This window comes from Ruficoccus sp. ZRK36, from assembly GCF_019603315.1.
Lineage (GTDB): Bacteria > Verrucomicrobiota > Verrucomicrobiia > Opitutales > Cerasicoccaceae > Ruficoccus.
The window spans coordinates 1,912,212-1,935,986 of record NZ_CP080649.1 but is presented as its reverse complement, the minus strand read 5'-3'; the positions used below and the strand labels follow the sequence as shown (position 1 = coordinate 1,935,986).

The window sequence follows — 23,775 nt, the reverse complement described above, 5'->3', positions numbered from 1 at the left end:
TATCAGACTTATTTTACCCGAGTTCCAGCCCAAAGAAGTTACGCGCGTTATCGAAGCAGATGTTTTTGATCATCCCGCCGACCAGCTCGAAGTCACCCGGCAGCTCACCGCGCTCCATTTCGCCACCGACGAGATTACACATCACGCGGCGGAAATACTCGTGGCGCGGGTAGCTCAGGAAGCTGCGGGAGTCCGTCAGCATACCGACAAAGCGTGAGAACAGGCCGAGGTTACCCAGCGCATTCATCTGCATCTCCATACCCTCCTTTTGATCGAGGAACCACCAGCCGCTGCCGAACTGGATCTTACCGGCCTCGGTGCCGTCCTGGAAGTTACCCGCCATGGTGGCAAAGAGGTAGTTGTCGGCCGGGTTGAGGTTGTACATGACGATCTTCGGCAGGCAGCCGTCGGTGGCCAGCGCGTCGAGGTAGCGCGAGAGCGCCACGCCCTGCGGGTAATCACCGATCGAGTCAAAGCCGGTGTCCGGGCCGAGGTTACGCAGCGAGGCTGCGTTGTTATTACGCATGGCGCCGAGGTGGAGCTGCTTCGTCCAGCCCTTCTCAGCGTCGAGCTGACCGAAGTAAACCATGAGGAAACCCGCGAGACGGTTTTCCTCGGCCGGAGTCACGGCCTGCTTGGCGCGGGTCTTCTCAAAGATACGGGTCGCTTCGGCCTTGTCGCAGATCTCCGTCGGGCAGTGGTTCATGCCGTGGTCGGAGAGACGCCCTCCCATGCTGTGGAAGAAGTCGTGGCGCTGCTTGATACCATCAAGCAGTCCCTGGAAGGTGCCGGTGTCCACGCCGGAGACGGCGGCGAGCTTGTCACACCACGCGCCGTAGGCGTCGAGGTCAGCGAGCTGCATGGCCTTGTCAGGGCGGAAGGTCGGGTAGATGCGGGTCTTGATCCCGGAGGCGGCGATGGCCTGATGGTGCTCCAGCGAGTCAACCGGATCATCCGTCGTGCAGACCACACGCACATCAAACTTGTCGAGAATACCCTTGGCGCTCATGTCGGGCTCGGCCAGACGAGCGTTGGCGGCCTCCCAGATGGCCGGGGCCGTCTTTTCGTTGACGATCTCGTCGATCCCGAAGTAGCGCACCAGCTCCAGATGGCTCCAGTGGTAGAGCGGGTTACGCAGGGTGTTGGGGACGGTCTTACACCAGGCGAGGAACTTGTCGTACGGGTCGGCCCCGCCGGTGCATAGCTCCTCGGACACACCGTTGGTGCGCATGGCGCGCCACTTGTAGTGGTCACCCTCCAGCCAGATCTCGAAGAGGTTCGCGAAGCGGCGGTCGGCGGCCACGTCCTGCGGAGGCAGGTGGCAGTGGTAGTCAAAGATCGGCTCGTCCTTGGCGTAGTCGTGATAGAGGCGCCGGGCGGCCTCGGTCTGCAGGAGGAAATCGTCGTGGATGAAGGGTTTCATGGGCGTGGTGGTTGGTGGGTTCGGGAGAAAATGTTTGGGTCACAGAGCTCACTGAGAGCACAGAGATGTTTGTCTTTAAAAGATGAATACGAAAAAGCTTACACGTGTTTGTTTTTGAATAAAAAAGAAAGCACCCGCTCTGTGGGCTCGGTGCCTCCTCTGTGAGCTCTGTGGCCAGTTCTTGATGTTTACACTAGATCGTCATGGCGGCGTAGCCACCGTCGACAAGGATCTCGGCCCCGGTGATAAAGCTACCGGCATCGCTGGCGAGCAGGATGGTCGCACCGATCAGCTCGGCGGCTTCGCCGAAACGCTTCATCGGGGTGTGCCCCATGATCTGCTCAACGCGCTCAGGCGTGAGGACCTTGCGGTTCTGCTCGGCGGGGAAGAATCCGGGCACGAGGGTGTTAACGCGGATCTTCTGCGTGGCCCACTCGCGGGCGAGGTTCTTCGAGAGGTTGTGGACGGCTGCCTTGCTGGCCGAGTAAGTGAACACGCGCGAGAGCGGCGTCACCCCGGACATGGAGCCGACGTTGATAATCGAGCCACCTTGGCCGCGCTCGACAAAGTACTTACCGAAGACCTGGCAGCAGGACAGCAGGGCCTTGAAGTTAACGTCGAGGATGCGGTCGACCTCTTCCTCGGTGATCTCGAAGAACGGAGTCGGGCTGTTCACACCGGCACCGTTGACCAGGATATCGACCTGACCGGACTTCTTGAGCACGCGCTCGAGGAGGTCCTTGCGCTGTTCGGAGTCACCAACTTCGCAGGACTCAAAGTAGCTCTTGCCGTGGAAGGCGCGGAGTTTTTCGAGACGAGCGGCAGCCTTCTCCTCGCTGCGGCCAACGAGTACGACCTCGGCTCCGGCACCAGCCAGGCCCTCGGCCATCGCACCGCAGAGCTCACCCGTGCCACCGATGATGACCGCGGTTTTACCTTCGAGGGAGAAAAGTTTGTTTAAGTAATCAGACATGGTTTTAAGTTATTCGGATTAACCGCAAAGAACGCTAAGAACACGAAGAGCTTGGGTGGTAATTGTGCACCACTCGTCGAATCCCATGCTTCATAAGGGTCGTGTTAAAGTTGAGAAGTAATCCAAGCTGTAGGTCAGACAATTTTAAGTATGTAAGGACCTGGGCCATGTGAACATCAGTCATTTTTTCGACAGACTTCAGTTCAACCAGCAGACAATTCTCCACGAGCAAATCCACACGATAGGCATCTTCAACCTGGTAATCCTTATAGACGACAGGAAGACACTTCTGGCGCACAAAGCTTACACCCCGGAGGGACAACTCGTGCGCCAGACAAAGCTCGTACGCATTCTCCAACAGTCCGGGCCCCAGTAAGCGATGCACCTCAATGGCAGCATCGATAACGGTCCCAGCTGCTGCTTCGACGTCCATCGTTTCGAACCTCTTTGTGCCCTTTGCGCTCTTTGCGGTTATAAATATATTTTCAATTCTAGCGCACGACGCGGGCGCCGCCGCCCTTCATGATCTTTTCGACTTCCTTGCAGGAGGCCATGGTGGTGTCACCGGGGGTGGTCATGGCGAGGGCACCGTGGGCGGCACCGTAGTCGACGGCCTGCTGCGGGTCGTTCTTGGCGAGGAAGCCATAGACGAGGCCGCTGGCGAAGCTGTCGCCGCCGCCGACGCGGTCCATGATCTCAAGGCGCGGGTACTGCTGCGACTCGTAGAACTCGCCGTCGTGCCAGCAAATGGCGCTCCAGTCGTTGACGGTGGCGGTGTGGACCTCGCGCAACGTCGTGCCAGTGGCCTGGAAGTTCGGGAACTCCTTCACGGCGGTGGCGATCATCTTCTTAAAGCTTTCGACCTGGATGTTACCGATCTGCTCGCTCACACCCTCGACCTCGAAGCCGAGGCACGCGGTGAAGTCTTCTTCGTTGCCGATCATGACGTCCACGTACTTGGCGATCTCGCGGTTGACTTCCTGGCACTTGGCGTGGCCACCGATGGACTTCCACAGCGAGGGGCGGTAGTTGAGGTCGTAGGAGACGATGGTGCCGTGCTTCTTGGCGATCTTGACCGCCTCGATGACAACGTCCGGCGTGGTGTCGGAAAGGGCTGCATAGATGCCACCGGTGTGGAACCAGCGCACGCCGCATTCGCCGAAAATGTATTCCCAGTCAACGTCGCCGACCTTGAGCTGGCTGGCTGCGGTGTGGCCACGGTCCGGCACGCCGACAGCGCCACGGATACCGTAGCCGCGCTCGGTGAAGTTGAGGCCGTTACGCACGGTACGGCCGACGCCATCGTAGTCCTTCCACTGGATAAAGCGGGTATCGACGCCACCCTGCAGGATAAAGTCCTCGATCAGGCGACCGACGGGGTTCTCGGCAAAGGCGGTCACCACTGCGGCGCGCAGGCCGAAGCAGCGGCGCAGGCCACGGGCCACGTTATACTCGCCGCCACCTTCCCAGGCGGTGAACTGACGGGCGGTGTGCACGCGGCCCTCACCGGGGTCGAGGCGCAGCATCACCTCGCCGAGCGAGATAATGTCATATTGGCAGGATTCCTTGGGCTTGATATCAATGGCCATGGGTAGTGTCTCTTTAGGTCTATCTAAGGATTTGATGGTTTAAATGTTCAGGGCTGCTGAGCCTTACCGCGCCGCTTCCACACATAGTAGTTGGGGCGGACTTCACCGGCTGAGCGGATGTTGATTTGATCAGCGTTATAAAAGGTGATGGTCAGCGTGGTGACGTTGGGCTGCTCGCCCATGATCACAGTCAAGGTTTTCCCGCTGGCAGTGATGTAGCGCGCGGGGATGCGGATCTGGTTCTCCTTGTGGACGATTGTGATCTCACCCTTTGAGAAATGGTAGGCGGTGAAAAGCAGCTTTTCGAGAGCCTTGGGCCACATCGTCGCGCTGAAGTCCACCCGCTGCTCAGGGGTCATCTGTGCCCACTCCGAAGAATCCTCAAAGTTGGCCCAGCTCTCCTCCGAATCAATCACCCAGGTCCCGATGATCGCCGCCTGCGGATTGACCGTTTCTGCCCGGAGCAGACCGGGTAACAGCAGGGAGGCGACGAAAAGACAACGGATGATCAAAGCTTTCATGAGGCAGGATGTAGCGCATCAGCACAGGCTCGGCAAGCGCGCATCTCGACGAACTCGCCGAGGTGGCGCGCCCGCATGCCTTTAGGCATCGGGGGCCACGGCGAAGTCGTCCCGCTTCCAGCCCTTCTCGCCGCACTCCTGTGCGATCTCGTTAAAGGCATCGATCTCGGCCCGCGAGAAGAGCAGACCACCGGCCGCGTCCGAGCGCTTGGCAGCCTCAGCCTCAATCTGGCCCGGCAGGATGCAGGATTCGTTACCATGACCGAGGATGTCGGCGAGGACGGCCTTGACATTTGCAGCCTGATCGCGACCAAGGGCAAAGTCCCCGCCAGACACGGCCTCGGGGTGGATAACCTGAAAGTAAAAGGCCGGCGTATGCTTCTCGTCGGGCTGCTTTTCCCAGCGCGAGCGCAGGGTCGGCAGCGAGCCACCGATGAAGGCGCCCATCAGCTCGTTGATGAGCGAGAGGCCATAGCCCTTGTGTGCCCCGAAGGTCGTCAGAGCGGCTACCTCGGTCGGCTCGGTGGTGGGCTTACCGTTCTTGTCCACGGCGGCACCGGCGGGAAGCTGGGTGCCCTCACGGGCGAACTGCTGCACGCGCCCCATCGCAACCACGGAGGTCGCCCAGTCCACAACCAGCGGGAAGCCGACCGCGTCCGTCGTGGGAAAGCCCCAGGAGTGCGGATTAGTCCCGAGCGTGGGGAACTTACCCATGAAGGGCACGACTTCGGCCAGTGCTGCGGTACAGTTTGTATAGGCGATATAACCGCGCGCGGCGGCCTCCATCACGTAGCCCCCACCCCAGAGGTAGTGAAAGGCGTTGTCCACCGAAACCTGTCCGATCCCGTACTTATCCGCCAGCGCAATAGCGGTATCCATCGCCTCGTAGGCGGTGGCCTGACCGAGCTTGCGGTTGGCATTCCAGATCTCACTCGCGGCAAAGCGGGTGGACTTCTTCTCGATCTGGGCATTCGGCTTACAGCCACCAGCCATGGAGCCAAAAAGGTGATCGAGGTGCAGGGCCTTGATCGCGTTATGGGTGCGAATGCCGTGGCGGCTGGCGTGGGCGGAGAAACGAGCGGCAGCGGCGGCCTCGTCTTCGGTGAAACCACGGTGGCGGTAGGCGGCAACGACCAGAGCGTTATGCTCGGACTCGGGAACGATGTAGAAAGTTTCGGACATGATATGGGATATTTTTAATTGGCTGGCCACAGAGCTCACAGAGAAAGCACAGAGCACTCGGAGAAATATTATTCTGAAAACTCTGTGTTCTCTGGGCCTCCTCTGTGAACGCTGTGACCAAAAATAAAATTTAGTCTAAAGCGGGGACGGGAACGTCGTTGATCTGGGCCAGCGGCGGTTTGCCTTCGAGGCACAGGAGCAGGTTTTTGGTGGCCATGATAGCCTGACGCTGCACGGACTCGTGCGTGCGCGAGCCGATATGCGGCGTGATCACGCAGTGCGGAGCACTCAGCAGCGGATGGTCGGCACTGGGCGGCTCTTCATCGAGCACGTCCGCACCGTAGCCGCCGATTTTGCCGGACTTGAGCCCCTCCACCATATCGGCGGTGTTGACCAGCTCACCACGGGCGCAGTTGAGGATGATAACGCCGTCCTTCATCTTGGCCATGGACTTGGCACTGATGAGGTCGCGGGTCTCGGCGGTGAGGTTGGTGTGCAGCGAAATAATGTCCGCCTTTTCAAAAATCTCATCAAAGGTCTCGGCACGCTCGACCCCATGCTCGGCGGCGAACTCCTCGGGCCAGTACAGGTCGTTACCGATGACGTTCAGGCCAAAAGCCTTGGCGCGGATAACCATCTCCTTACCGATGCGGCCGAGGCCGATGATCCCGATGGTCTTACCCATGATCTCGTGCCCGGTGATGCGCTTCCACTGCCCGGCGCGCACGTAGTTGACCTCCTCCACGAGGTTGCGAAAAAGCGCCAGCATCAGCCCAAAGCTGTGCTCGGCCACCGTGGTGTGATTCACACCCGGCGTGAAGCAGATCGGCATCCCCATCTCAGTAGCGGCCTCGACATCAATCTTGTCCACGCCGATGCCGTACTTGGCGATGATCTTGAGCTTGGGAGAAGCCTTTTCGAGCACCTTGCGGGTGATGGCGTCATCCCCGCAGAGAAAAGCGTCAAAGTCGCCCACCAGATCGAGCATCTGCTGCTCGGAGAGCGGGCCGCGCTCGCGCTGGACTTCGTGGCCGGAGCCGTTGAGCAGGTCGTGGTGCGGACCCGGTGTATCCTGGTAGGAGGTAGTGGTAAGGAGTATTTTTGCCATGAGAGAACTATAGAATCCCACCAAAATCACACACGTGTAGGGTTCGCGTCAAGCCCGAAGCATCAGAAATAGCGATAACTCAACAAATCCTCAGCCAGGCAGGCCCTAAACCTGCACGGCGGATTCGCGCTCGATCAGGGTGGGCCGAATCAACTGAGGCTGAATGGCTTCCGCCGCTTCCCCACCCTCAATAAGGGCATCAAGCATGTCGGCAGCCGCCCGCATCATGGACTCGACGCGCTGGTCGATCGTCGTGAGCGGAGGCCAGGCATAGGCCGCAATGTCGTTGTTGTCATAGCTGACCAACGATAAATCCTGGGGGAAGCGCCACCCGTCCTTGCGCAGGCGGTGCATCATACCGATTGCCACCCGGTCGTTGAGCACGATGGCGGCGGTGGCTTCCGGTTTTTTCTCCAACAGCAACTCGGCCATATGTTCACCATAGGCATAGTCATGCTGCTGCTTACCCTCACGGCACAGATGCGTAAAATCCTGCTTCCAGTTCAGGCCGAGCTTTTGGGCGGTATGCGCGAGCCCGGCCAGCTTGGCCGCCCCATAGGCGTCGGTCGGGTCAAGCCCGAGTGTGACAAAGCTCCGATGCCCGAGACTGTGCAAATATTCGAGGCTGAGCTTCATCGAATAGGCACGGTCAAGCGTAACGCGGTGGTCGATGCCGGGCTTTTCCGGGTCGATCCAGACGACGGGCGTTCCCTGCTCGCGCGCATTGCGGGGGCCGGGGTCGTCCTCGCTCAGGCGCGAGCCGATCAAGACGATGCCGTCCACCCGCATCGATAGAAAGTGCGCGATGATCCGCTCTTCGAGGCCGGGACTGCCCACGGTCAGCTCGATCATCGTATGCCGCCCCTGCTCACGCAGCAGCTGCTGCAGCATCGAGCTCTTACGCACGAGAATCGGCGTCTCGATCTCCTGAAAACAGATGCCGATCGTGCCGGTCGGCCCTCCACGCAGGCCACGGGCCAGGGCGTTGGGCTGGTAGCCGAGCTCCTGCATCGCCTGCTGCACACGCTCAACCGTAGCCGGGAGAACGCCGGGATGCCCGTTGAGAACCCGCGAGACTGTCCACCTCGATAAACCAAGATGGCGGGCCAGTGCGGCGGCGGTGGCGGGCCTGGAGGGACGAGTTGACATGGTGCTGGGCTTGGGAAAGGCTGGAAACGTTAAGGACCACCTAACACGTGTCGGCTTTTCGTCCGCTCTGTCAAGACATACCACGCATGGTACACACAAACAAACCTGTCATTCTCGGCCTGAAAAAGTCGTTCGGCTTCGGCGATCGCCTCGGTCTGGCTGGCCCCGGCCATCTGGCCGCGCTAAAGGAATCGAGCTTCCGGGGGATGCTCGCCCAGCAGTCCATCCGCGAAATCAGCCGCACCCGTCGCCGCGCCGACCAGGTCGTCGAGGCCGCACAGCAAGCCGTCGAAGAGGCCCGCTACACGCGCCCGTGGGGAGCAGATGCCGACCACTTGAAAACCGACCTGGACATCCTGAGCATGGTGGAGGCGGGCTTCACCTACTTTACCCTCGATCCGAGCGAGGCCGTCGTTCAGGAGGCTGACACGATGCAGGAGGACGAGCTGCAGGCCGAAGCAGAGAAACTCGTGCGCGAGGGCGTCATGCCCAAGGGCTGGGAAGAACGCTACCTGGGCGAAAAATGGGACATCGACCAGGGGCCTCCCCTCGCCTTTGACGAGGAGTCCCTGCTGCGCGCCGCCGTCAAGTACGCCCGCGCCACGGCGGAGGCCGCCCGGCTCCATGCCACTGTCGCCCGCCACTGCACAGACCGCCCCTTTGAGGTAGAGGTGGCGGTGGACGAGACCATCGGCGCGACTACCCACCGCGAGCACCTCTTTCTCGCCACGGAGCTCAAGCGCCGCGGCGTCAGCCCCGTCGCCATCGCCCCGCGCTTCGTGAGCCGCTTCGAAAAGGGCATCGACTACGTCGGCGACATTGATGTCTTTAACGAGGAGCTGGAGCGTCACGCCGCTCTCGCCCGCAAGCTCGGCCCCTACAAAATCTCCGTCCACAGCGGCTCCGAAAAATTTTCGCTCTACCCCTCGATTGCCCGTATCTGCGGGGATTTGCTGCACATCAAGACCGGGGGCACCAGCTATCTGGAGGCCCTGCGCGTCGTCTGGCGTGAGGAGCCGGAGCTGTTCAAGGAGATCGCTGCCTACGCCGCCTCCCACTTTTCGGAGGAGCGAGGCTCCTTTCTGGTCTCCACCACTCAGGAGGAGGTGGACGCGCTGGCCCACTCCTGGCCCGCCGATGCCGAGCTGGCCTACTTCGGGGAGCGCATCGGACGGCAGTTGCTGCATGTGACCTTTGGCTCGATTCTCGTGCTCGGTCGCCGTGCCAGCGGCCTGCCCTTTAACGAAGCCATCCACGAAGTGCTCGCCGCCCACACGGACGAGTACCGGGAGGCCCTGGCCCTGTGCCTCGGCAAACACCTTTCTCTTCTGGAGCCCGAGGAGGCCTGAGCGCGCTTCATACGCGACAAAAAGCTTGTTAAGTATCGGCCAATATCGTCCGCTATAACAAGATGCGCCGTGCGCTTACGCTCAGTCTTTCTGTCTCTCTCTCACTGCTGTCGCTGGCGAATGCCTCCCCGCCGTCAGAAGTCGATGTAAACACGCCCCCCACCGGCGCATCTATCGACGAATCCGTCGAGCAGATTTACCTGCGGGTGGACCCGACCTACATCCTGCCGGAGGGAGCCGATCCGACCGACGCACCGTTCAAGACCATCCAGGACGCCGTCAACGCCGCCATGCAGTATCTGGAGCGTGACATCCCGGTGCGTATCGGCATCACCCCGTCTATTTATCGCGAGTCGATCACCATCCCCGGTAACTCGCTCGGCGCTCTGCTGGTGATCGAGGGGGACTCCGCCCTCTACACCATTATCACCGGCAGCGAGCCCCTTACCAGCCACTGGTCACTCGTCGATAAAGAGAAAAACATCTGGCGCCACTCCTGGACCCACGACTGGGGCGATTTCACACTGGACCAGAGCTGGTCCAGCAGCCAGGGCCCTCTGGCCCCGCAACGCCTCGTGTCCCAAAGCCGTGCCCACAGTGTTGCCCTGAGCTGGGAGCCTCCCGGTGAGGGAAGCGACCCTACCGCCTGCTACCGCATTTACCGTCAGCGGGTCGGACGAACGGGGCAGGACTACGAGCTCGTCGCCGACGAGGTCCGCGAAACCACCTGGGAAGACACCGATCTGGAGCCCTCCACGGCCTTCGAGAACAACAGCTACACCTACTACGTCACGGCGATTAACAAGTGGGGCAAGGAAAGCCGCCCCTCGGGCATCGTCAACAGCCGCGCCCGCGACCCGGAGGGAGTCGGATATCCGCCGTATATCGTGCGACGTCGCGAGCGACTTTTCGCCGGAGGCCTTTTGGGAGCCCCACTGGTGATGGTCGAAAAGCCGGAGAATCTCGCCATTTTCGGAGAGATTGGGAGCTTTTATGTGAGTGACGGTTACCTGCGCGACCGCTCCGACGGCTATGTGCTCGTCTGCCTCCCTGAGGGCGAAACACCCGATGACACCGTGATCGAGGCCTCGACAAACCTCAACCCTGGCCGCAAAAACGCCAGCGCCTGTCTCTACATCGTCGATAAGCCCAACCTCGTCCTGCGCAACCTCTCTCTGGTCAACTCCGTGCAAAACGGCCTGCATCTGGACAGCTGCCGCAATGTCTTAATCGAGGATGTCTATGTCAGCGGAAACGGCGGAAGCGGCATCGACATCAACGTCCAGCGTAAGCTCCAACCCGTAAGCGAGGCTGTCACTCTGCGCCGCGTCCACACCCGCGGCAACGGCGGTAGCGGCATCTCCGCCTCGCGTTTGCTGAACTTTCGCATCGAGGACTGCGCGGTCAATGGCAGCAATCAGCGTTCGTTCTGGAATGAGCAACAGAACAACCCACCCTACCTGTGGAACCGGGCCGGACTGCTGCTCAGTAACGCCCACCGGGGACTGATAAGTCATCTCGAAGCCTCCGTCAACTTCGCCCCCGGCCTCTGGCTCGACTACAACAACCGGGGCATCCGCATCGTGGATTCGCTTTTCGAGGATAACTGGCCCGGCGGCCTCAAGCTGAGCGCCAGTCAGGGGCCGTTTGTTATCAGAGGCAACCAGTTTGTCCGCAACGGAGTCGGGCTCATCCTCGCCAACGCTCGCAACGGCTTGCTGGAGGACAACATCTTTGCCGACAACCTTGAAGCGCAGATCGAGGTCCTCCGCCTCCCCGCACGCCCGGTTGTTGACTGGACCGATCAGGCGGAGGAGACCGTCCGCACGGAGAACTGGACATGGCGCGACAACATTTTCAGCACACAACTGGTCCAACCCGACATAACCTGCCTGATCAAGGTTCCGTATGCCGAGTGGCCGGATTTCTACAATACACTAAAATCTTCCCGCAATCTGTGGTGGATGGCCTTTGAGCCCGATCAGGCCGCACAGCTCGACGCGCTGCAGATCAATCTCTCCGGCTGGCAGATGGCCACCGGGCAGGACCTCGACTCACGCTTCGCCGACCCGAAACTGACCCGCAACAAAGACACCCGACGCTACGAGCCGGAGCCGGACTCCCCCGTCCACGACCGCGCTAACTGGACTGCGATCGAGCTGCCCGAAGACCACCGGGAGCAGTTCGAGGCTGCCCATCCGCAGCCCCATCCGGATACATTGGATTCGGACAAGTAGCAGCAGACATTAGCCTGACGGGCAGCAAGCACCCCAGAGCGCTTTTGCTGCAGTTTGGGGGCAGCGAACACCTCAAAGCGCTTGTCAGGGAACCGTCGCTGTGCGAAGCTGACTCTTTACACGTATGCCCGGACTGGACGCCATCCTCCCTCTCTTGTGGATCCCCTTCGTGACCGCCTTTATCGGCTGGCTGACGAACTGGGTGGCCATTCGCATGCTTTTCCGCCCCCGCCGCCCGGTACGGCTGCTCTTCTTTACCTGGCAGGGGCTGATTCCCCGCCGTCAGAACGACGTCGCTGACACCGTGGCCGAGGTCATCGAGCGCGAGGTCCTCAGCCAGCATACCATCCGCACGGAGCTGGAGCGGCTGGACGTCAGCGGGCGGCTGGACGAGTTCGTCCGGCGCGTCGTCCGTGAAAAGGCGGGCCGCAAGCTCCAGGCGATCCCGCTGATCGGCGCTTTTATCAACGACCGCACCCTCGGCATGATCGAGAAAGCGGCGGTGGACGCCGTCCACGAGGAGGCCGATAAAATGCGCGACAATCTGGCCGAGGACCTGGAGAAACACCTCCAGATCCGGGACATCGTACGCCAGCGCATCGCCGACTTTGACCTCGATAAACTCGAAGAGGTGGTCAAACAGGTGGCGACCCGCGAATTTCGCCTCATCGAGTGGCTCGGGGGTATCCTCGGCTTTATCATCGGTGTGGCCCAGGTCGCCATCCTCTTAGCCATCGGTGCAGCCTAGTCTGTCCCTTTGCCTCAAGCCTGGACGAGCCCCTAGGGCAGACCACCTAATCATGGCGTCATTGAACGTATTCGGCGGAATACTTTTTGCCGAAGTGGGCACCTTGAGCAGTGTAGGGTTATTATCCTGCCCGATCACCCCAGCCCCACAAAAGACTTCCTGATACCTCGGTGGTATCAGTTTCAAGGCCATCGCCTAAGCGCGGTTGACCAGCATCCAGCTGTGTTCTGCACGCAGCCTGCGCATGCTGCGACGTTGGGGAACTCAGGCCATCAGCCTGCACCACCGCCATAGCGGTATCAATGCCCCTGCCCGGAGAGGATTCGGCTCGTCCGGGCAGATCGTGGAAGACGCTTTCAAGTCCCATACTAACCAAACCCCTCATGAAAAAACCCCTCGACCCCCGATACCCTGCTCCGGCCATCCGCCGGGGATTTACCCTGACCGAGCTGCTCGTTGTCATGGCCGTCATACTCGTCCTGCTGACCATTTTAATCCCTGCGGCCAGTGAGATACGAGATAAGGCCAACGCCAGCAAATGTACGTCAAATCTCCGTCAGATCGGCGTTCTTTTCCACAGCTACGCCCTGGATAACGACGGCTACCTGCCCTACACCGTGAGCAGGGAAACGATGCACTCCTGGGACTATGCCTTGCTGCTGTATGCGATTTCCGAAGAAGAAGCGCGCGCCGTGGGCAATGCACAAGAACTCCCCCACGAAGCCTTCAGCTGCCCCTCCGCCTCTAAAATCGCCCGAGGCACCATGTCGGCATCCTCCTATGCCGCCAACCTGAACCTGCTCGGCCTCTTTACCTCTGCCATGGAGAGCGAGCCGGGAAATGTGCGACTGGGAAACGTGGAGCACCCCTCCAAAACCTACCTGGTCGCTGACTGCGACGAGCGGGAGTTCGCACACTACTCACGCCCGAACTTTGAGCGGCAGAGGTATGGAGATGTCTCTGCCATCCAGCGCCATAACGGCGTCATAAACATGCTGTTCGCCGATGGCTCCGTGCAGCCACTCACCCTCGACGACATCCCCTGGGGAAACACCAGCTCTCGCGAAGAGGCCCCCTGGGGCCCGAATTAAAACACACGGTATTGATTCCGCCGGGGCCTGCCGGAGGAAAATCTAAAAAAACAGACCGGCACCGCAGGATGCGGAGCCGGTCTGTGAAAAATGACTGAGTGTGAGAGGGACTCTGAGTCGGGCTAGTCGTCGAAGAGCTTCTCGTTGGGGAAGAAGCACTGGATTTCGGCTTCAGCCGACTCGACGCTATCCGAGGCGTGAACCAGATTCTTCATCTTGTCCGCGCCCATGTCGCCACGAATCGTGCCAGCCGGAGCCTCGACCGAGTCCGTCGGCCCGAGGATCGAACGCACACGCTTGATGCAGTTCGGCCCCTTGAAGACCATAACGAGCACCGGTCGAGAGCCCATGAACTCAGCAATCCGCGGGAAGAACGGCTTATCCGAGATATGCGAATAATGCTCACGCAGCTGATCTTCGGTCAGCTCTATCATCTTACAGGCGACAATGCCAAGGTTCACCTTGGCGAAGCGATCCAGAACGGCGCCCCAGAGCTTACGCTCCATGCAGTCAGGTTTGAGAATGATCAGGGTTTTTTCCATGATATTGATATGTCTATCCGGCCCGGTATGCGGGAAACCTCCGGCCATGACAAGCCCTTATCTGGCTCCCCGGCGGCACCGCCCTAAATAACACGCTGCCTGTCATACGTTACCACCAGCCCTTATTTTACGACCCAAAGATATAAGAGGCCTCCCGGATGGCAGGTCGGAAATGCCTACACCTGCCACAAGTCCCCCACCCATTCAACATCGAACATTGGCATCATTCGGGCCCAGCATCAGTGCCCATCCAGAAAAGAACAGTAAGCTTCCCTTATTTAAAATGGCTGACGACGCCTGCGCTTTGCCTTGACCTGCTGGCAGACAAAGCTCATAGCTAATTTTTCAAGGCGTGGGGCCGTAGCTCAGTTGGAAGAGCGCGTCGTTCGCAATGACGAGGTCGTCGGTTCGATCCCGATCGGCTCCACCAATTCTTTCCAGCCCTCCCGAACCCGGAGGGCTTTTTCATCCCGGAGAGTACCAGCCAAAAAAACGGGGCGCCCAACGACGCCCCGCAGGAAGTTTAGCTTACGGTACAGATCAGGACTTCTCCGGATCGCTCTTGCCGCTATCAAGCGCGTCGGCCAGATCATCAGCCAGGCCACCTGGGCGGGACGGATCGATGCCGAGCTCGTGCAGGAGCTTGTCCACGATGGGCGAGTTCATCCGGTAAGCGAGCAGGGACTCCATCAACTGATTCGGCATGCCACCGGAGCTGGCCGGAGCCAAAGAGCCGCCGTTGGAGCCGTTGCTGCTGCCATTCGAACCCGGTACGGCAAAGCCGTTGGTCGAGACGATCTTGATGCTGTCGATCTTTTCCATCGGCTTGACGCTGGCCTCGATAATCTGAGGTGCGACCTGGGCAAGGATCTTGCGGATCTCGAAGTTGATGATCTCCTGGCTCAGCAGATTCTTGGCTTCGTTGATCGCCTTCTCGCCGTAGGCTTCGACCTCGAAACGCTTCTGGTCGGCCTCCGCCACGATGCGGATACGCTCGGCACTAGCCTTGGCCTCGGTGACAGCCGCCTCTGCCTTGTCGAGCGCGGCCTGTTTCTCGGCTTCAGCAGCCACCTTGATATCGATGGCTTCCTTTTCGGCAGCCTCGCGGGCCTTAATCAACTGGATTTCCTTTTCACGGTTGGCCACAGAGGTCTGGCGCACGGTCACGACATTTTCCTCTTCCTTGACCATCAGCGAGCGAGCCTTGGCAGCCTGGGCTTCGGCCTCCGACTGTTCTTCAGATTTTTTGGCCACCGCGATATCAGCCGTCTGCTTTTTAATTTCAACGGACTGCTGCCGATCGATGTCGGCCTCCTCGACTTGGCGCTTGGCGTGAATATCGCGCTCCTTAATCGCCTGCTCGCGAGTGATGTCTCGCTCCTTCACGGCCTGTTCGGATGCGATAGCGGCCTCCTTCTCCTTTTGCTCCTGGACGATACGGGCCTCTTCGGCTTCGCGCTTACGGGTAGCCTTTTCAGTGGCAACGAGAGATTCCTGTGAGGCGGTGGCGAAGGCGACCTCGCGCTCCTGATCGAGCCGGGCCATCTCCTCGTCGCGCTTGATATGGAAGCTCTGGCGGGCGGCCTCCAGGTTCTTCGTCTCAATGAGCACACGTGTGTCCTGCTCGATACGGTTGCGCTCCTCACGCTTGGCCTCAGTGATCATGGTCAGCTTGGCCAGGCCCTGAGCATCAAAGGCGTTGTCTTCCTTAAAGTAAGTGCGGCCGGTCTGGTCGAGTGCAGTCAGTGAAACGGACTCCAGCTCAAGACCGTTCTTCAGCAAGTCTTCGCTCACGGAAGATTGCACCGACTGGACAAACTCAGCCCGCTGCTCGTGCAGCTGCTCCATGGTCAGACCTGCGGCCACCGCGCGCAGCGAGTCCACAAACTTACCCTGCAGCAGCTCTTTGAGCATCTCAGGCTGCAGTGTGCGGTCACCGAGTGTCTGTGCGGCCTTGGCGATGGACTCCTTTTCCGGGCGGACGCGGACGTAGAACTCAGCCGTCACATCGACACGCATGCGGTCCGCAGTAATAAGGCCGTCCTCGTTTTTACGGTCCACCTGCAGACGCAGGGTCCGCATGTTTACAGGAATGATTTCCTGGAAAACCGGCAGGCTGATCGCACCGCCATCAAGGATGACCTTCTCGCCTCCAAGACCGGTACGAACGAAAGCCAGCTCCTTAGAGGAGCGCTTATAAAGCCGTGCAACGACGACACCGAAGAAAACCAGAGCGGCAAAGGCAATGCCGATCCAAATCAGTATATTAATATTAAACATGGCGTTTGTGAGTAATCGTTAGTGTATAGAGATAAAGGGTGCTCAGTTTGAGCGGCGGACCTCCGAGGCGGTCTGTCACGCACCGTCGAGGTGCGGGTTATTGGGGGCGATGCAGGTGAACTCACCGTCATCCTCGGCGACAAGCAGCACATGCTCCCCTTGCTTAAAAGAAGCCTCCTCGCGATCAGCTCGCACCATGACATAGTGCGTGCGCCCGAGCGGCCCCTTGAGTTTAGCCTCAGCGGCACGCTCGTGAGTGGCCTCGCCAATCGTGATCGTCGCCACGCGGCCCACATAGCTGTGGCTGGACACGGCGTTCGTCTCGTCTTTAGGCAGGATGTGCCCAAACAGGGCATTGCCCCACTTCAGAGGAAACACCGCAGCGACCAGCGACAAGGGCGCGATGACGATGGCTGGCAGCAGCCCGATCCCGCTCTCGGAGAGGAACAACTGGACGTTGTAGCCAATGCAGGAGAACAGAAACAGGAAGAGCAGGAAGCTGATGATAAACGGGACGCGGCCGAAGTTCATCCAGCCAAAGACATCCGCTACCCAGGAGTGCTCGACGCTCCCCTCGCCCATCTCGACATCGGCATCAACGCTAAGCTCGCTGGGGAGGTCAGCCTCGAAGTCCGGGATCAGGTCATCAACCCAACCGAATAGGCTGATCCCCGTCAGCAAACTAACGGTTTGAAGGATGCCGATGAGGAAAAACAAACCCAACGCCACCGCGAAGGGCAGGTTCTCCTGTGCGATAAAATGAGCGTACATGCGGGTGCGTCGTCGCCGACACTACTGGTTGGAGAGCGCTTTCATGCGCGCTTCGATCCGGGCTTTCTTGTTCAAGTGGGCGAGCTCTACCAGCTTTCCACTTTCTTCAGAGCCCGCTTTCATGGCCGTGCGGCGTACGCCGGTCGCGTCCTGAATCACCCTTGAGAAAGCGCGTTCGGCACGGTCGGCCTTGGCGGTGGCGCTGCCACTGGCAGGCATCCCGCCGGGTGCATCAGGAGCACCGGTGACAGACGCTTCCTGCTGAGTCTTTTTAAACTCGAACAGCTCGTCGTCCATCTCGTTGCGCTTGGCGACAAGACCGGCGATCGCTTTATTCAGCTCCTCTTCCTGACGGCCCAGATCTCCCAACTGGCTTTCCAGAGCCGGGAGCTGATCCTCAATGTCGAGCTGACGGGAAATCGCGGCCTCCACCAAGTCCTTACGGCCCTGCTTGTGTGCCTCCATGGTCTGCTCCTCGATAGAGGAATGCTCTTCGTTGAGCTTGGTCATGGCTTTGGAGACATGGTACTTCTGAGCGGTGATGCGTCCCAGCTCGGCCTTGACCTCGTCGAGCGCGGCATCGACCTCCGAGATGGCCTGTTCCAACACAACCTCCGGGGCCAGCCCTTCGATCTTTGAGACAATGGAGCTGGCGGTGCCCGTGATAATCCGCCGTATGCGGCTACTGATGGTATCGTTCATAACAGTATGGCGTTGGGGGTTAGTCCAGATGCAGCACAGTGCGCATCCGGGTCAAAAATTCTTTTTCAGAGTCAGCCTTACCGTCGGCACCCAGCAGATCGACGATGGCTTCACGCTGTTCTTGTTTCAAACCATCGGATTCACGCCGAGATTTATTAAACAATCGGGTAAACAAGCTCATGATAATCGGGTATGATACTAACTCTGTTTGCGCTTGGACAACAGTCCAACCAATTCGGAAATCGTCTGTAATTTATCCTCCAGCAGATGGGGGTTATAAGTGGGGGACTCTGACGTCAGCCCCAGTCGAAGCACCTGCTCAACCAGCCGAAGAACTAGCGTCAGCAGGCGCTCCTCGGTTTCCAGCAGATAGGGCAGCTGCTCTTTCTGAGGCGGCTCCTGCTGCCTGCTAGCCAGATGAGCCAACCCAAGCGGCAGGATGTTTGTGACGATGTCAACAAGCTCAGAATGAACATTCTGCTCGTACTCCAGCTTCTTCAGATTCTTGCGCGCGGGCTCCGTCAGCCGGTTCAGCTCCTCAACCCCCTCGGCATAAGTACCGAAATGCTCATGGTACTGACGAAAAAAAGAGGCCACATGACGAAGCTTCTCGCTGGCGGTCACTTTTCCGCCAAAGGAGTGCTGCATCATGAAATCGTAATCCTGCTGACTGATGCGGCCGCTGATCGGTACGGTCTTAACTGGCTCATTCATGGCAGTGAGGGGCTTGAGGTGAGACTTTTTAGGGGGGTGGATGGATGGCGGGAGGCGAATATGCATAATAGTTATGCAAATATATTTTAAATATTCAAGAAAAATCGATCATTCGTCTGAACCATGCCCACACGGCCCATCAAACGGCCCACTCCAACAAGATCTCCTATCGAAAAACATATGCGACGTTGCGGACACGTATAAGTGCATGCAACCTATGGGCATGGATAAGACCGCACAGATTACGCTGAGGAATCTCCAGCCTGAGGATTACCGGCAGACCCGTAAAACCATGCTCGAAGCCTATCGCGGGGCCAACTACGAGCCGTGGTCTCAGCGGGACATTGAGCGCCTCATCAAGATGTTTCCCGAGGGGCAACTGTGCATCGAAGCCGACGGGCGCGTCGTCGCCATCGCGCTGGCCATTATCGTCGATTACGACAAGTACGGCGACAAGCACACCTACAAGCAGATCACCGGCGACTACAAGTTTACCACCCACGACCCTGACGGCGATGTGCTCTACGGCATCGAGGTTTTCGTGCACCCGGACTTTCGCGACCTGCGCCTCGGGCGGCGCCTCTATGACGCGCGCAAGGAGCTATGCGAGAACCTGAACCTCCGCGCGATCATCGCCGGGGGGCGCATCCCCAAGTACGCCGGGTATGCCAAGGAGCTGAGCCCGCGCCAGTACATCGACAAGGTGCGCGCTCGCGAAATCCATGACCCGACCCTGAACTTCCAGCTCTCGAACGACTTCCACGTCAAAAAGATCCTGCGCGGTTATGACCCCGAGGACGAGCAGAGCCGCAGCTACGCCACGCTGCTGGAGTGGATCAACATCCACTATGAGAAAAACGAAATCCTCGTCGGCGCGACAAAGGAGGATGTCCGCATCGGTGTCGTGCAGTGGCAGATGCGCTCGATCACCTCGCTGGAAACACTCATGCAGCACGTGGAGTACTTCGTGGACGCGGTCAGCGATTACGAAAGCGATTTCTGCATTTTCCCGGAGTACTTCTGCGCCCCGCTCATGGCCGAGTTTAACGAACTCAGTGAGGTCGAGGCCATCCGTGGCCTGGCGGGCTACACCCAGCAGCTCAAGGAAAACCTGCGCGAGCTCGCCATGAGCTACAACGTCAACATCATTGCTGGCACCATGCCGGAGATCGGCAAAGACGGCAAGCTGCGCAACCTGTCCGTGCTGTGCCGCCGCGACGGCACGATGGAGAGCATTTACAAGGTTCACACCACGCCGGACGAGACAAGCCGCTTCGCCATGGCAGGCGGCGACCAGGTGCGCACCTATGAGACCGACGCGGGGACCATCGGCATCCAGGTTTGCTACGATGTGGAGTTCCCCGAGCTCTCACGCATCATGGCCGACCAGGGCATGCAGATCCTGTTCGTCCCCTTCCAGACAGACACGCAAAACGGCTACAACCGCGTGCGCAGCTGCGCTCGTGCCCGTGCCATTGAAAACGAATGCTACGTGGTCATCGCCGGGTGCGTCGGTAATCTCCCCCGCGTACACAACATGGACATCTCCTACGCCCAGAGCGCGATCTTTACCCCGAGCGATTTCGCCTTCCCCGAAAACGGGGTCAAGGCCGAGTGCACGCCAAATACCGAGATGACGCTCATCGGCGACGTCCACCTGCCCAGCTTGAAACAGCTCCACTCTCACGGCTCAGTGCAAATCCTGAAAAACCGCCGCAAGGACCTCTACCGCTGCTCCCTGATCGGTAAAAAGGGGTAAGCCCGGCCTGTCTACCGGCAGACGCGCAGTGCTGGCTCAACGCATTTGACCGGACCGACAGGAGGGCCAATTCCCGCCCTCCTTTGACTGGTTGCATCCCGTTCCCTACCCTTTCGATAGCCCTGTCCAGGGCTTACAGGACTGTGTGGGTGGGGGCGGGCTTTTTTATTTAAACGCGTTAGTTTAGATTGGAATACATGCAACCTGTGCACACATCGAGTCCCGACAAGGACTTATGCCCTAGATCCAGCGTCCATGAATGCGTGGGACAAAAGCGCGTCCTGATTGCTGCCGGAAGCGTGGAGCTAGGCTACTTTTTCCCCAATGGGCTCCCGGATAGCGACGAGAACCTGTGCTGGAAGCTGATCGACACAAATGGCCTGAATCAAGACTCGTGGGAAAAATCACTGCAAGAGTACGATCCGGAAATCTTGCTGAGCGCATGGACCACGCCCCCTCTGACCGAGGAAATCGTCGATAGCCCGTGGTTTGGGGTAAAATATTGCTGCCACTTAGCAGGGTCGGTCAGGAAGGTCGTACCCGAAAGCGTATTCGGGAAAGACATCATCGTTAGTAACTGGGGGACATTAGCCAGTGCGCCAGTCGCCGAGCATGCCCTTTTATTGACTCTCGCCTGCCTCAGGCGGATGCCGACATGGCGCACAACCATGCAAACTCCCCGGGAGGAGTACGTGAGGAGCAAAGCGAATCTAAATACGCGCACCCTCATCGGGAAACGCGTCGGCCTACACGGGTTCGGACTTGTCGCACGTGAAATCGTACGCCTGCTTAAAGCTTTTAATGTCACCATCTCGGCGCATTCGGAAGGTGTATCGCCCGAGTACATGCAGCAGCATGACGTCACCCCCGTAGACTCGCTGGAGACCTTATTCGCAGAGAACGAAGTGCTGATAGAGTGTGAAGCTCTCAGGCCGGACAATAAGGGCTGCATAGACGCTTCTCTGATCAACCGGCTTCCCTCAGGGGCCGTATTTATCAATGTCGGCCGCGGTGCGCTGGTCGACGAGGATGCCCTCATCCAACGCATTCGCCGGGGTGACATTCGCGTTGGCTTGGATGTTTTCGAATCAGAACCCCTGCCCCATCACTCACCTTTGTTTGAGCTGGATGATGTCGTCCTTTCACCTCACATCGCCGGGCCGACTCAGGACATACGCCCCAGTTGCGGTGTTTTCGCACTGGAAAACATCAACCGCTACCTGCACGGCGAACCCGTACTGGCACAGGTCGATTTAGCTGCGTACTTGAGATCGACCTGACCTGATAAATGTAGTTGCCAGGCCCACTTCATCACAGACTCAACCGTGCAGGAATGCGCTAGATAACGAGCGGCCCATAGAGGATGCTGATGGCTCTAAACCTCGAGCGGAGCATCCCTGCCTTATCAAGTTCGACGCGGAGTTTTCTTCTGCTTGCGACGGTCCGGAAGACTTTTTCCCTCGATCCACTCCCCTTCGATATGGGTTCGCTGGACAAGCTTTGGGATGCCTCGATCACCGTGCATGATGAGCTTCGTCAAGCAATCGACAGCAACGACACCGATATGCTCGGAGTTCTCGTACACTCCTGTTTGATCACTCGTGTTGGACAGCAGTAGCGGGCAGGCCATGGCAGTGTCTTCAGGCACACGCACCCCAACCTTTTGCATGCGCTCCATGAGATAAGGGTCACCCGTGACAATGGCCTCCAGGTCAACGGATTCGAGGCGCTGAGCCAGATCTTTTGCGTCCCGCCACTCATAGTCGAAAACCAGCGGCGGTTCTCCGATCTGGAACTGGGCGGACAGATAGGCAGACAGATAATTGTTATCGGTGCGTTTACTGTGCTCGTTGTTAAACACGTAGGCGATCCGCCGATAGCCGCGCTCGTGCATCTTGTTCATGGTCTGCACCATGGAACGGTACTGCGTAGAAGTGACCGTGTGAAGCTCGGGCTTTTTAAGGCTGTACCCGAAGGTAATAAACGAAAAGTCATCCCAGCAAAAATCCATTTCGATATTGGCCCCACGCAAGGGACATAAAAGCACACCTGCGATGTTGCGGGCCTTAAGGATGGAAGCCATGCGCTGTATCGAGATTTCCTGACTGTTAAACTCAAACAGCTCCAGTTTGTAGCCATGCTGGTCAGCCCGCTTCAAGGCACCCTCGTAGTAGAGCACATTTGTGCGGCTGTAGCGCCAGCTATCCAACGGCTCACGGTCGGTGATATAAAGCCAGGCCATTGTCCCCATGAACGTGTGCGCATGGTTGCGGTTACGGTATGAGGCCAAAGCCGAAAGCATCGGATCAGGCCGGTAACCCATCTCCTCAGCGAGCCGCTGAATACGCTCACATGTCTTTCTCGGGATGACCGGATGATTCTTCAGAGCCTGCGAAACTGTCGAACGGTGGACGCCAGCACGCCGGGCAATATCTTGCTGAGTGATACGTTTTTGCTTACTCACACACCTGCGTGAATCATCCCAGGTTTACGAAACAGTCAAGAATGAAAGTTCTACAGATCTACTGGAAAACAGGAAAATGATGCCTGAACGAATGGCCTTAATGCGATTCGATCGAAGTGGTCATTCGATTATTGAAAACGCAATAGACAAAAGGCTTTCAAGTGACCTACCGAAATTAATACGACGCAAACAAAACGCTATTTAAAACATGACAAAACTGTGTGTGTGATGAGGGGCTTTCCGGCCTCTCCCGAATACCCTAAGTTCGAGCCATCAAATCTCATAACCCCAACCACACAGCCAACATGTTTAAAAAGCTTATTCTCCCCACTGCCCTGATGCTCTCTATCGGAGCTTTCACACAGGCCAACGCCACCGTCATGTTCGAAGAGAGCTTTGACGAGTACACCGCCGGCCAGACGATCCCCCATGGCACCCCCACCGACAACTGGAATGGCGTATCGAGTGTCATCACCTTCGACGCAGAGAATGACTCGTCGCAAATCTTTCCCGGAACAGACAACAAGTACGCCCTGCTATCGGGTAGCAATATCGCGAGCCAGGCCGTCATCTCGACCAATACCTTCGCGAATACGTCCACTACCGGGCAGATGAGCTTTGATTTTTATACACCCGAGTCCTCAAGCTGGTCCAGCAGTGACTATCTCATCCTACGCGTCGGCACTTCGAGCTCGAACAGCTCAACAGCCTTTGCCCTATTAATCAACAAAGGCGTCATCTACTCCAGCGCCGAAACCTATGTCGGAAAAGGAGATGAGCTGGCCACATACAGCACCGATACGGTCAACAGCCTGACCATCGTCTTCAACAACTCGTCCAGCGAGTTGGACTACTCCGGCCAGACAATCGCTGCAGGCACGATCGATGTCTACCTGAATAACCAGCTCATCGGCCAAGACATTCCCAACAACTCTGGAGGTCTCGCGCAAGACACCCCCATCGGAATGTTCAACTTTAACCCCAAGGCTGGCTTCAGCGGTGAAATCTACCTGGACAACATCGAAGTAAACTCAGCCATCAGCATCCCCGAGTCCAGCACAGCCGGTTGGCTCGCACTTGTCATCCTGCCGATCACTATTGCCACGCTGCGCAAGCGCTATTCCAAGAGCCAGGCATAGTCATCATTAAGTTTCCGCCTAACACTGCAGGACT

22 protein-coding genes and 1 tRNA gene are annotated in these 23,775 nt (G+C 58.6%); 8 read left to right on the top strand and 15 right to left on the bottom strand.

Annotated features, from left to right (window positions below; genetic code table 11):
• Positions 1-13 precede the first annotated feature (13 nt).
• The 8 genes from uxaC to K0V07_RS08480 all read right to left on the bottom strand — a co-directional run bounded on the left by uxaC (position 14) and on the right by K0V07_RS08480 (position 7,945).
• Entirely contained in the window at positions 14-1,423 is a 1,410-nt protein-coding gene (gene uxaC, locus K0V07_RS08515; RefSeq protein WP_220620971.1) for a glucuronate isomerase, read from the bottom strand.
• 193 nt (positions 1,424-1,616) lie between these two features.
• Positions 1,617-2,396 carry an SDR family oxidoreductase gene (locus K0V07_RS08510; RefSeq protein ID WP_220620970.1) on the bottom strand — a complete coding sequence of 260 codons (780 nt, stop codon included), beginning with the start codon at positions 2,394-2,396 and terminating at the stop codon, positions 1,617-1,619.
• A gap of 34 nt (positions 2,397-2,430) precedes the next feature.
• Entirely contained in the window at positions 2,431-2,829 is a 399-nt protein-coding gene (locus tag K0V07_RS08505; protein WP_220620969.1) for a GxxExxY protein, read from the bottom strand.
• 58 nt (positions 2,830-2,887) lie between these two features.
• Positions 2,888-3,985 carry a sugar kinase gene (locus K0V07_RS08500; RefSeq protein ID WP_220620968.1) on the bottom strand — a complete coding sequence of 366 codons (1,098 nt, stop codon included), beginning with the start codon at positions 3,983-3,985 and terminating at the stop codon, positions 2,888-2,890.
• 47 nt (positions 3,986-4,032) lie between these two features.
• The gene (locus tag K0V07_RS08495) at positions 4,033-4,506 is read right to left on the bottom strand and encodes a hypothetical protein (protein ID WP_220620967.1); all 474 of its coding nucleotides are present in this window, start codon (positions 4,504-4,506) and stop codon (positions 4,033-4,035) included.
• Between the two features lie 81 nt (positions 4,507-4,587).
• Positions 4,588-5,688: an Ldh family oxidoreductase gene (locus tag K0V07_RS08490; protein WP_220620966.1), complete on the bottom strand. Its 1,101-nt coding sequence runs from the start codon at positions 5,686-5,688 to the stop codon at positions 4,588-4,590.
• A 130-nt stretch (positions 5,689-5,818) separates the two neighbouring features.
• The gene (locus K0V07_RS08485) at positions 5,819-6,796 is read right to left on the bottom strand and encodes a phosphoglycerate dehydrogenase (protein ID WP_220620965.1); all 978 of its coding nucleotides are present in this window, start codon (positions 6,794-6,796) and stop codon (positions 5,819-5,821) included.
• A gap of 105 nt (positions 6,797-6,901) precedes the next feature.
• The gene (locus tag K0V07_RS08480; protein WP_220620964.1) at positions 6,902-7,945 is read right to left on the bottom strand and encodes a LacI family DNA-binding transcriptional regulator; all 1,044 of its coding nucleotides are present in this window, start codon (positions 7,943-7,945) and stop codon (positions 6,902-6,904) included.
• A gap of 86 nt (positions 7,946-8,031) precedes the next feature.
• On the opposite strand from K0V07_RS08480, the gene K0V07_RS08475 reads away from it, so the two are divergent.
• From K0V07_RS08475 to K0V07_RS08460, 4 genes are all read left to right on the top strand, one after another.
• Complete coding sequence (locus tag K0V07_RS08475; protein WP_220620963.1) at positions 8,032-9,294, top strand: tagaturonate epimerase family protein; 1,263 nt, start codon at positions 8,032-8,034, stop codon at positions 9,292-9,294.
• A 62-nt stretch (positions 9,295-9,356) separates the two neighbouring features.
• Positions 9,357-11,531 carry a right-handed parallel beta-helix repeat-containing protein gene (locus K0V07_RS08470; RefSeq protein WP_220620962.1) on the top strand — a complete coding sequence of 725 codons (2,175 nt, stop codon included), beginning with the start codon at positions 9,357-9,359 and terminating at the stop codon, positions 11,529-11,531.
• 124 nt (positions 11,532-11,655) lie between these two features.
• Positions 11,656-12,279 carry a DUF445 family protein gene (locus K0V07_RS08465; protein ID WP_220620961.1) on the top strand — a complete coding sequence of 208 codons (624 nt, stop codon included), beginning with the start codon at positions 11,656-11,658 and terminating at the stop codon, positions 12,277-12,279.
• Between the two features lie 383 nt (positions 12,280-12,662).
• Positions 12,663-13,370, top strand: a complete 708-nt coding sequence (locus K0V07_RS08460) for a prepilin-type N-terminal cleavage/methylation domain-containing protein (RefSeq protein ID WP_220624077.1) — start codon at positions 12,663-12,665, stop codon at positions 13,368-13,370.
• A gap of 122 nt (positions 13,371-13,492) precedes the next feature.
• On the opposite strand, the gene ndk is transcribed toward K0V07_RS08460, so the two are convergent.
• Entirely contained in the window at positions 13,493-13,912 is a 420-nt protein-coding gene (gene ndk / locus K0V07_RS08455) for a nucleoside-diphosphate kinase (protein ID WP_220620960.1), read from the bottom strand.
• Positions 13,913-14,266: 354 nt separating this feature from the next.
• Here ndk and K0V07_RS08450 point away from each other — a divergent pair.
• Positions 14,267-14,342: transfer RNA gene (locus tag K0V07_RS08450), tRNA-Ala, on the top strand.
• A gap of 110 nt (positions 14,343-14,452) precedes the next feature.
• Here K0V07_RS08450 and K0V07_RS08445 read toward each other — a convergent pair.
• From K0V07_RS08445 to K0V07_RS08425, 5 genes are all read right to left on the bottom strand, one after another.
• Positions 14,453-16,192 carry a flotillin domain-containing protein gene (locus K0V07_RS08445; protein WP_220620959.1) on the bottom strand — a complete coding sequence of 580 codons (1,740 nt, stop codon included), beginning with the start codon at positions 16,190-16,192 and terminating at the stop codon, positions 14,453-14,455.
• Positions 16,193-16,267: 75 nt separating this feature from the next.
• Positions 16,268-16,963 carry an OB-fold-containig protein gene (locus K0V07_RS08440; RefSeq protein WP_220620958.1) on the bottom strand — a complete coding sequence of 232 codons (696 nt, stop codon included), beginning with the start codon at positions 16,961-16,963 and terminating at the stop codon, positions 16,268-16,270.
• A gap of 21 nt (positions 16,964-16,984) precedes the next feature.
• Positions 16,985-17,665, bottom strand: a complete 681-nt coding sequence (locus tag K0V07_RS08435) for a PspA/IM30 family protein (protein ID WP_220620957.1) — start codon at positions 17,663-17,665, stop codon at positions 16,985-16,987.
• Between the two features lie 19 nt (positions 17,666-17,684).
• Positions 17,685-17,846 carry a hypothetical protein gene (locus K0V07_RS08430; protein WP_220620956.1) on the bottom strand — a complete coding sequence of 54 codons (162 nt, stop codon included), beginning with the start codon at positions 17,844-17,846 and terminating at the stop codon, positions 17,685-17,687.
• Positions 17,847-17,863: 17 nt separating this feature from the next.
• The gene (locus K0V07_RS08425; protein ID WP_220620955.1) at positions 17,864-18,379 is read right to left on the bottom strand and encodes a hypothetical protein; all 516 of its coding nucleotides are present in this window, start codon (positions 18,377-18,379) and stop codon (positions 17,864-17,866) included.
• A gap of 223 nt (positions 18,380-18,602) precedes the next feature.
• On the opposite strand from K0V07_RS08425, the gene K0V07_RS08420 reads away from it, so the two are divergent.
• Positions 18,603-20,138: a bifunctional GNAT family N-acetyltransferase/carbon-nitrogen hydrolase family protein gene (locus tag K0V07_RS08420; RefSeq protein ID WP_220620954.1), complete on the top strand. Its 1,536-nt coding sequence runs from the start codon at positions 18,603-18,605 to the stop codon at positions 20,136-20,138.
• Between the two features lie 263 nt (positions 20,139-20,401).
• Positions 20,402-21,418 carry a hydroxyacid dehydrogenase gene (locus K0V07_RS08415; protein WP_220620953.1) on the top strand — a complete coding sequence of 339 codons (1,017 nt, stop codon included), beginning with the start codon at positions 20,402-20,404 and terminating at the stop codon, positions 21,416-21,418.
• A 125-nt stretch (positions 21,419-21,543) separates the two neighbouring features.
• On the opposite strand, the gene K0V07_RS08410 is transcribed toward K0V07_RS08415, so the two are convergent.
• Entirely contained in the window at positions 21,544-22,602 is a 1,059-nt protein-coding gene (locus K0V07_RS08410) for a LacI family DNA-binding transcriptional regulator (protein ID WP_220620952.1), read from the bottom strand.
• 305 nt (positions 22,603-22,907) lie between these two features.
• Here K0V07_RS08410 and K0V07_RS08405 point away from each other — a divergent pair, with 305 nt between their 5' ends.
• Positions 22,908-23,741: a hypothetical protein gene (locus K0V07_RS08405; RefSeq protein ID WP_220620951.1), complete on the top strand. Its 834-nt coding sequence runs from the start codon at positions 22,908-22,910 to the stop codon at positions 23,739-23,741.
• Positions 23,742-23,775 lie beyond the last annotated feature (34 nt).

What these genes read in the sequence shown, in the direction of transcription:
- K0V07_RS08445 (WP_220620959.1), bottom strand. Translation starts at nt 16,192, where the DNA reads ATGTTTAATATTAATATACTGATTTGGATCGGCATTGCCTTTGCCGCT.
- K0V07_RS08485 (WP_220620965.1), bottom strand. Translation starts at nt 6,796, where the DNA reads ATGGCAAAAATACTCCTTACCACTACCTCCTACCAGGATACACCGGGT.
- K0V07_RS08470 (WP_220620962.1), top strand. Translation starts at nt 9,357, where the DNA reads ATGCGCCGTGCGCTTACGCTCAGTCTTTCTGTCTCTCTCTCACTGCTG.
- K0V07_RS08420 (WP_220620954.1), top strand. Translation starts at nt 18,603, where the DNA reads ATGGATAAGACCGCACAGATTACGCTGAGGAATCTCCAGCCTGAGGAT.
- K0V07_RS08475 (WP_220620963.1), top strand. Translation starts at nt 8,032, where the DNA reads ATGGTACACACAAACAAACCTGTCATTCTCGGCCTGAAAAAGTCGTTC.
- K0V07_RS08435 (WP_220620957.1), bottom strand. Translation starts at nt 17,665, where the DNA reads ATGAACGATACCATCAGTAGCCGCATACGGCGGATTATCACGGGCACC.
- K0V07_RS08425 (WP_220620955.1), bottom strand. Translation starts at nt 18,379, where the DNA reads ATGAATGAGCCAGTTAAGACCGTACCGATCAGCGGCCGCATCAGTCAG.
- ndk (WP_220620960.1), bottom strand. Translation starts at nt 13,912, where the DNA reads ATGGAAAAAACCCTGATCATTCTCAAACCTGACTGCATGGAGCGTAAG.
- K0V07_RS08490 (WP_220620966.1), bottom strand. Translation starts at nt 5,688, where the DNA reads ATGTCCGAAACTTTCTACATCGTTCCCGAGTCCGAGCATAACGCTCTG.
- K0V07_RS08405 (WP_220620951.1), top strand. Translation starts at nt 22,908, where the DNA reads ATGTTTAAAAAGCTTATTCTCCCCACTGCCCTGATGCTCTCTATCGGA.
- K0V07_RS08440 (WP_220620958.1), bottom strand. Translation starts at nt 16,963, where the DNA reads ATGTACGCTCATTTTATCGCACAGGAGAACCTGCCCTTCGCGGTGGCG.
- uxaC (WP_220620971.1), bottom strand. Translation starts at nt 1,423, where the DNA reads ATGAAACCCTTCATCCACGACGATTTCCTCCTGCAGACCGAGGCCGCC.
- K0V07_RS08505 (WP_220620969.1), bottom strand. Translation starts at nt 2,829, where the DNA reads ATGGACGTCGAAGCAGCAGCTGGGACCGTTATCGATGCTGCCATTGAG.
- K0V07_RS08500 (WP_220620968.1), bottom strand. Translation starts at nt 3,985, where the DNA reads ATGGCCATTGATATCAAGCCCAAGGAATCCTGCCAATATGACATTATC.
- K0V07_RS08465 (WP_220620961.1), top strand. Translation starts at nt 11,656, where the DNA reads ATGCCCGGACTGGACGCCATCCTCCCTCTCTTGTGGATCCCCTTCGTG.
- K0V07_RS08495 (WP_220620967.1), bottom strand. Translation starts at nt 4,506, where the DNA reads ATGAAAGCTTTGATCATCCGTTGTCTTTTCGTCGCCTCCCTGCTGTTA.
- K0V07_RS08510 (WP_220620970.1), bottom strand. Translation starts at nt 2,396, where the DNA reads ATGTCTGATTACTTAAACAAACTTTTCTCCCTCGAAGGTAAAACCGCG.
- K0V07_RS08430 (WP_220620956.1), bottom strand. Translation starts at nt 17,846, where the DNA reads ATGAGCTTGTTTACCCGATTGTTTAATAAATCTCGGCGTGAATCCGAT.
- K0V07_RS08480 (WP_220620964.1), bottom strand. Translation starts at nt 7,945, where the DNA reads ATGTCAACTCGTCCCTCCAGGCCCGCCACCGCCGCCGCACTGGCCCGC.
- K0V07_RS08460 (WP_220624077.1), top strand. Translation starts at nt 12,663, where the DNA reads ATGAAAAAACCCCTCGACCCCCGATACCCTGCTCCGGCCATCCGCCGG.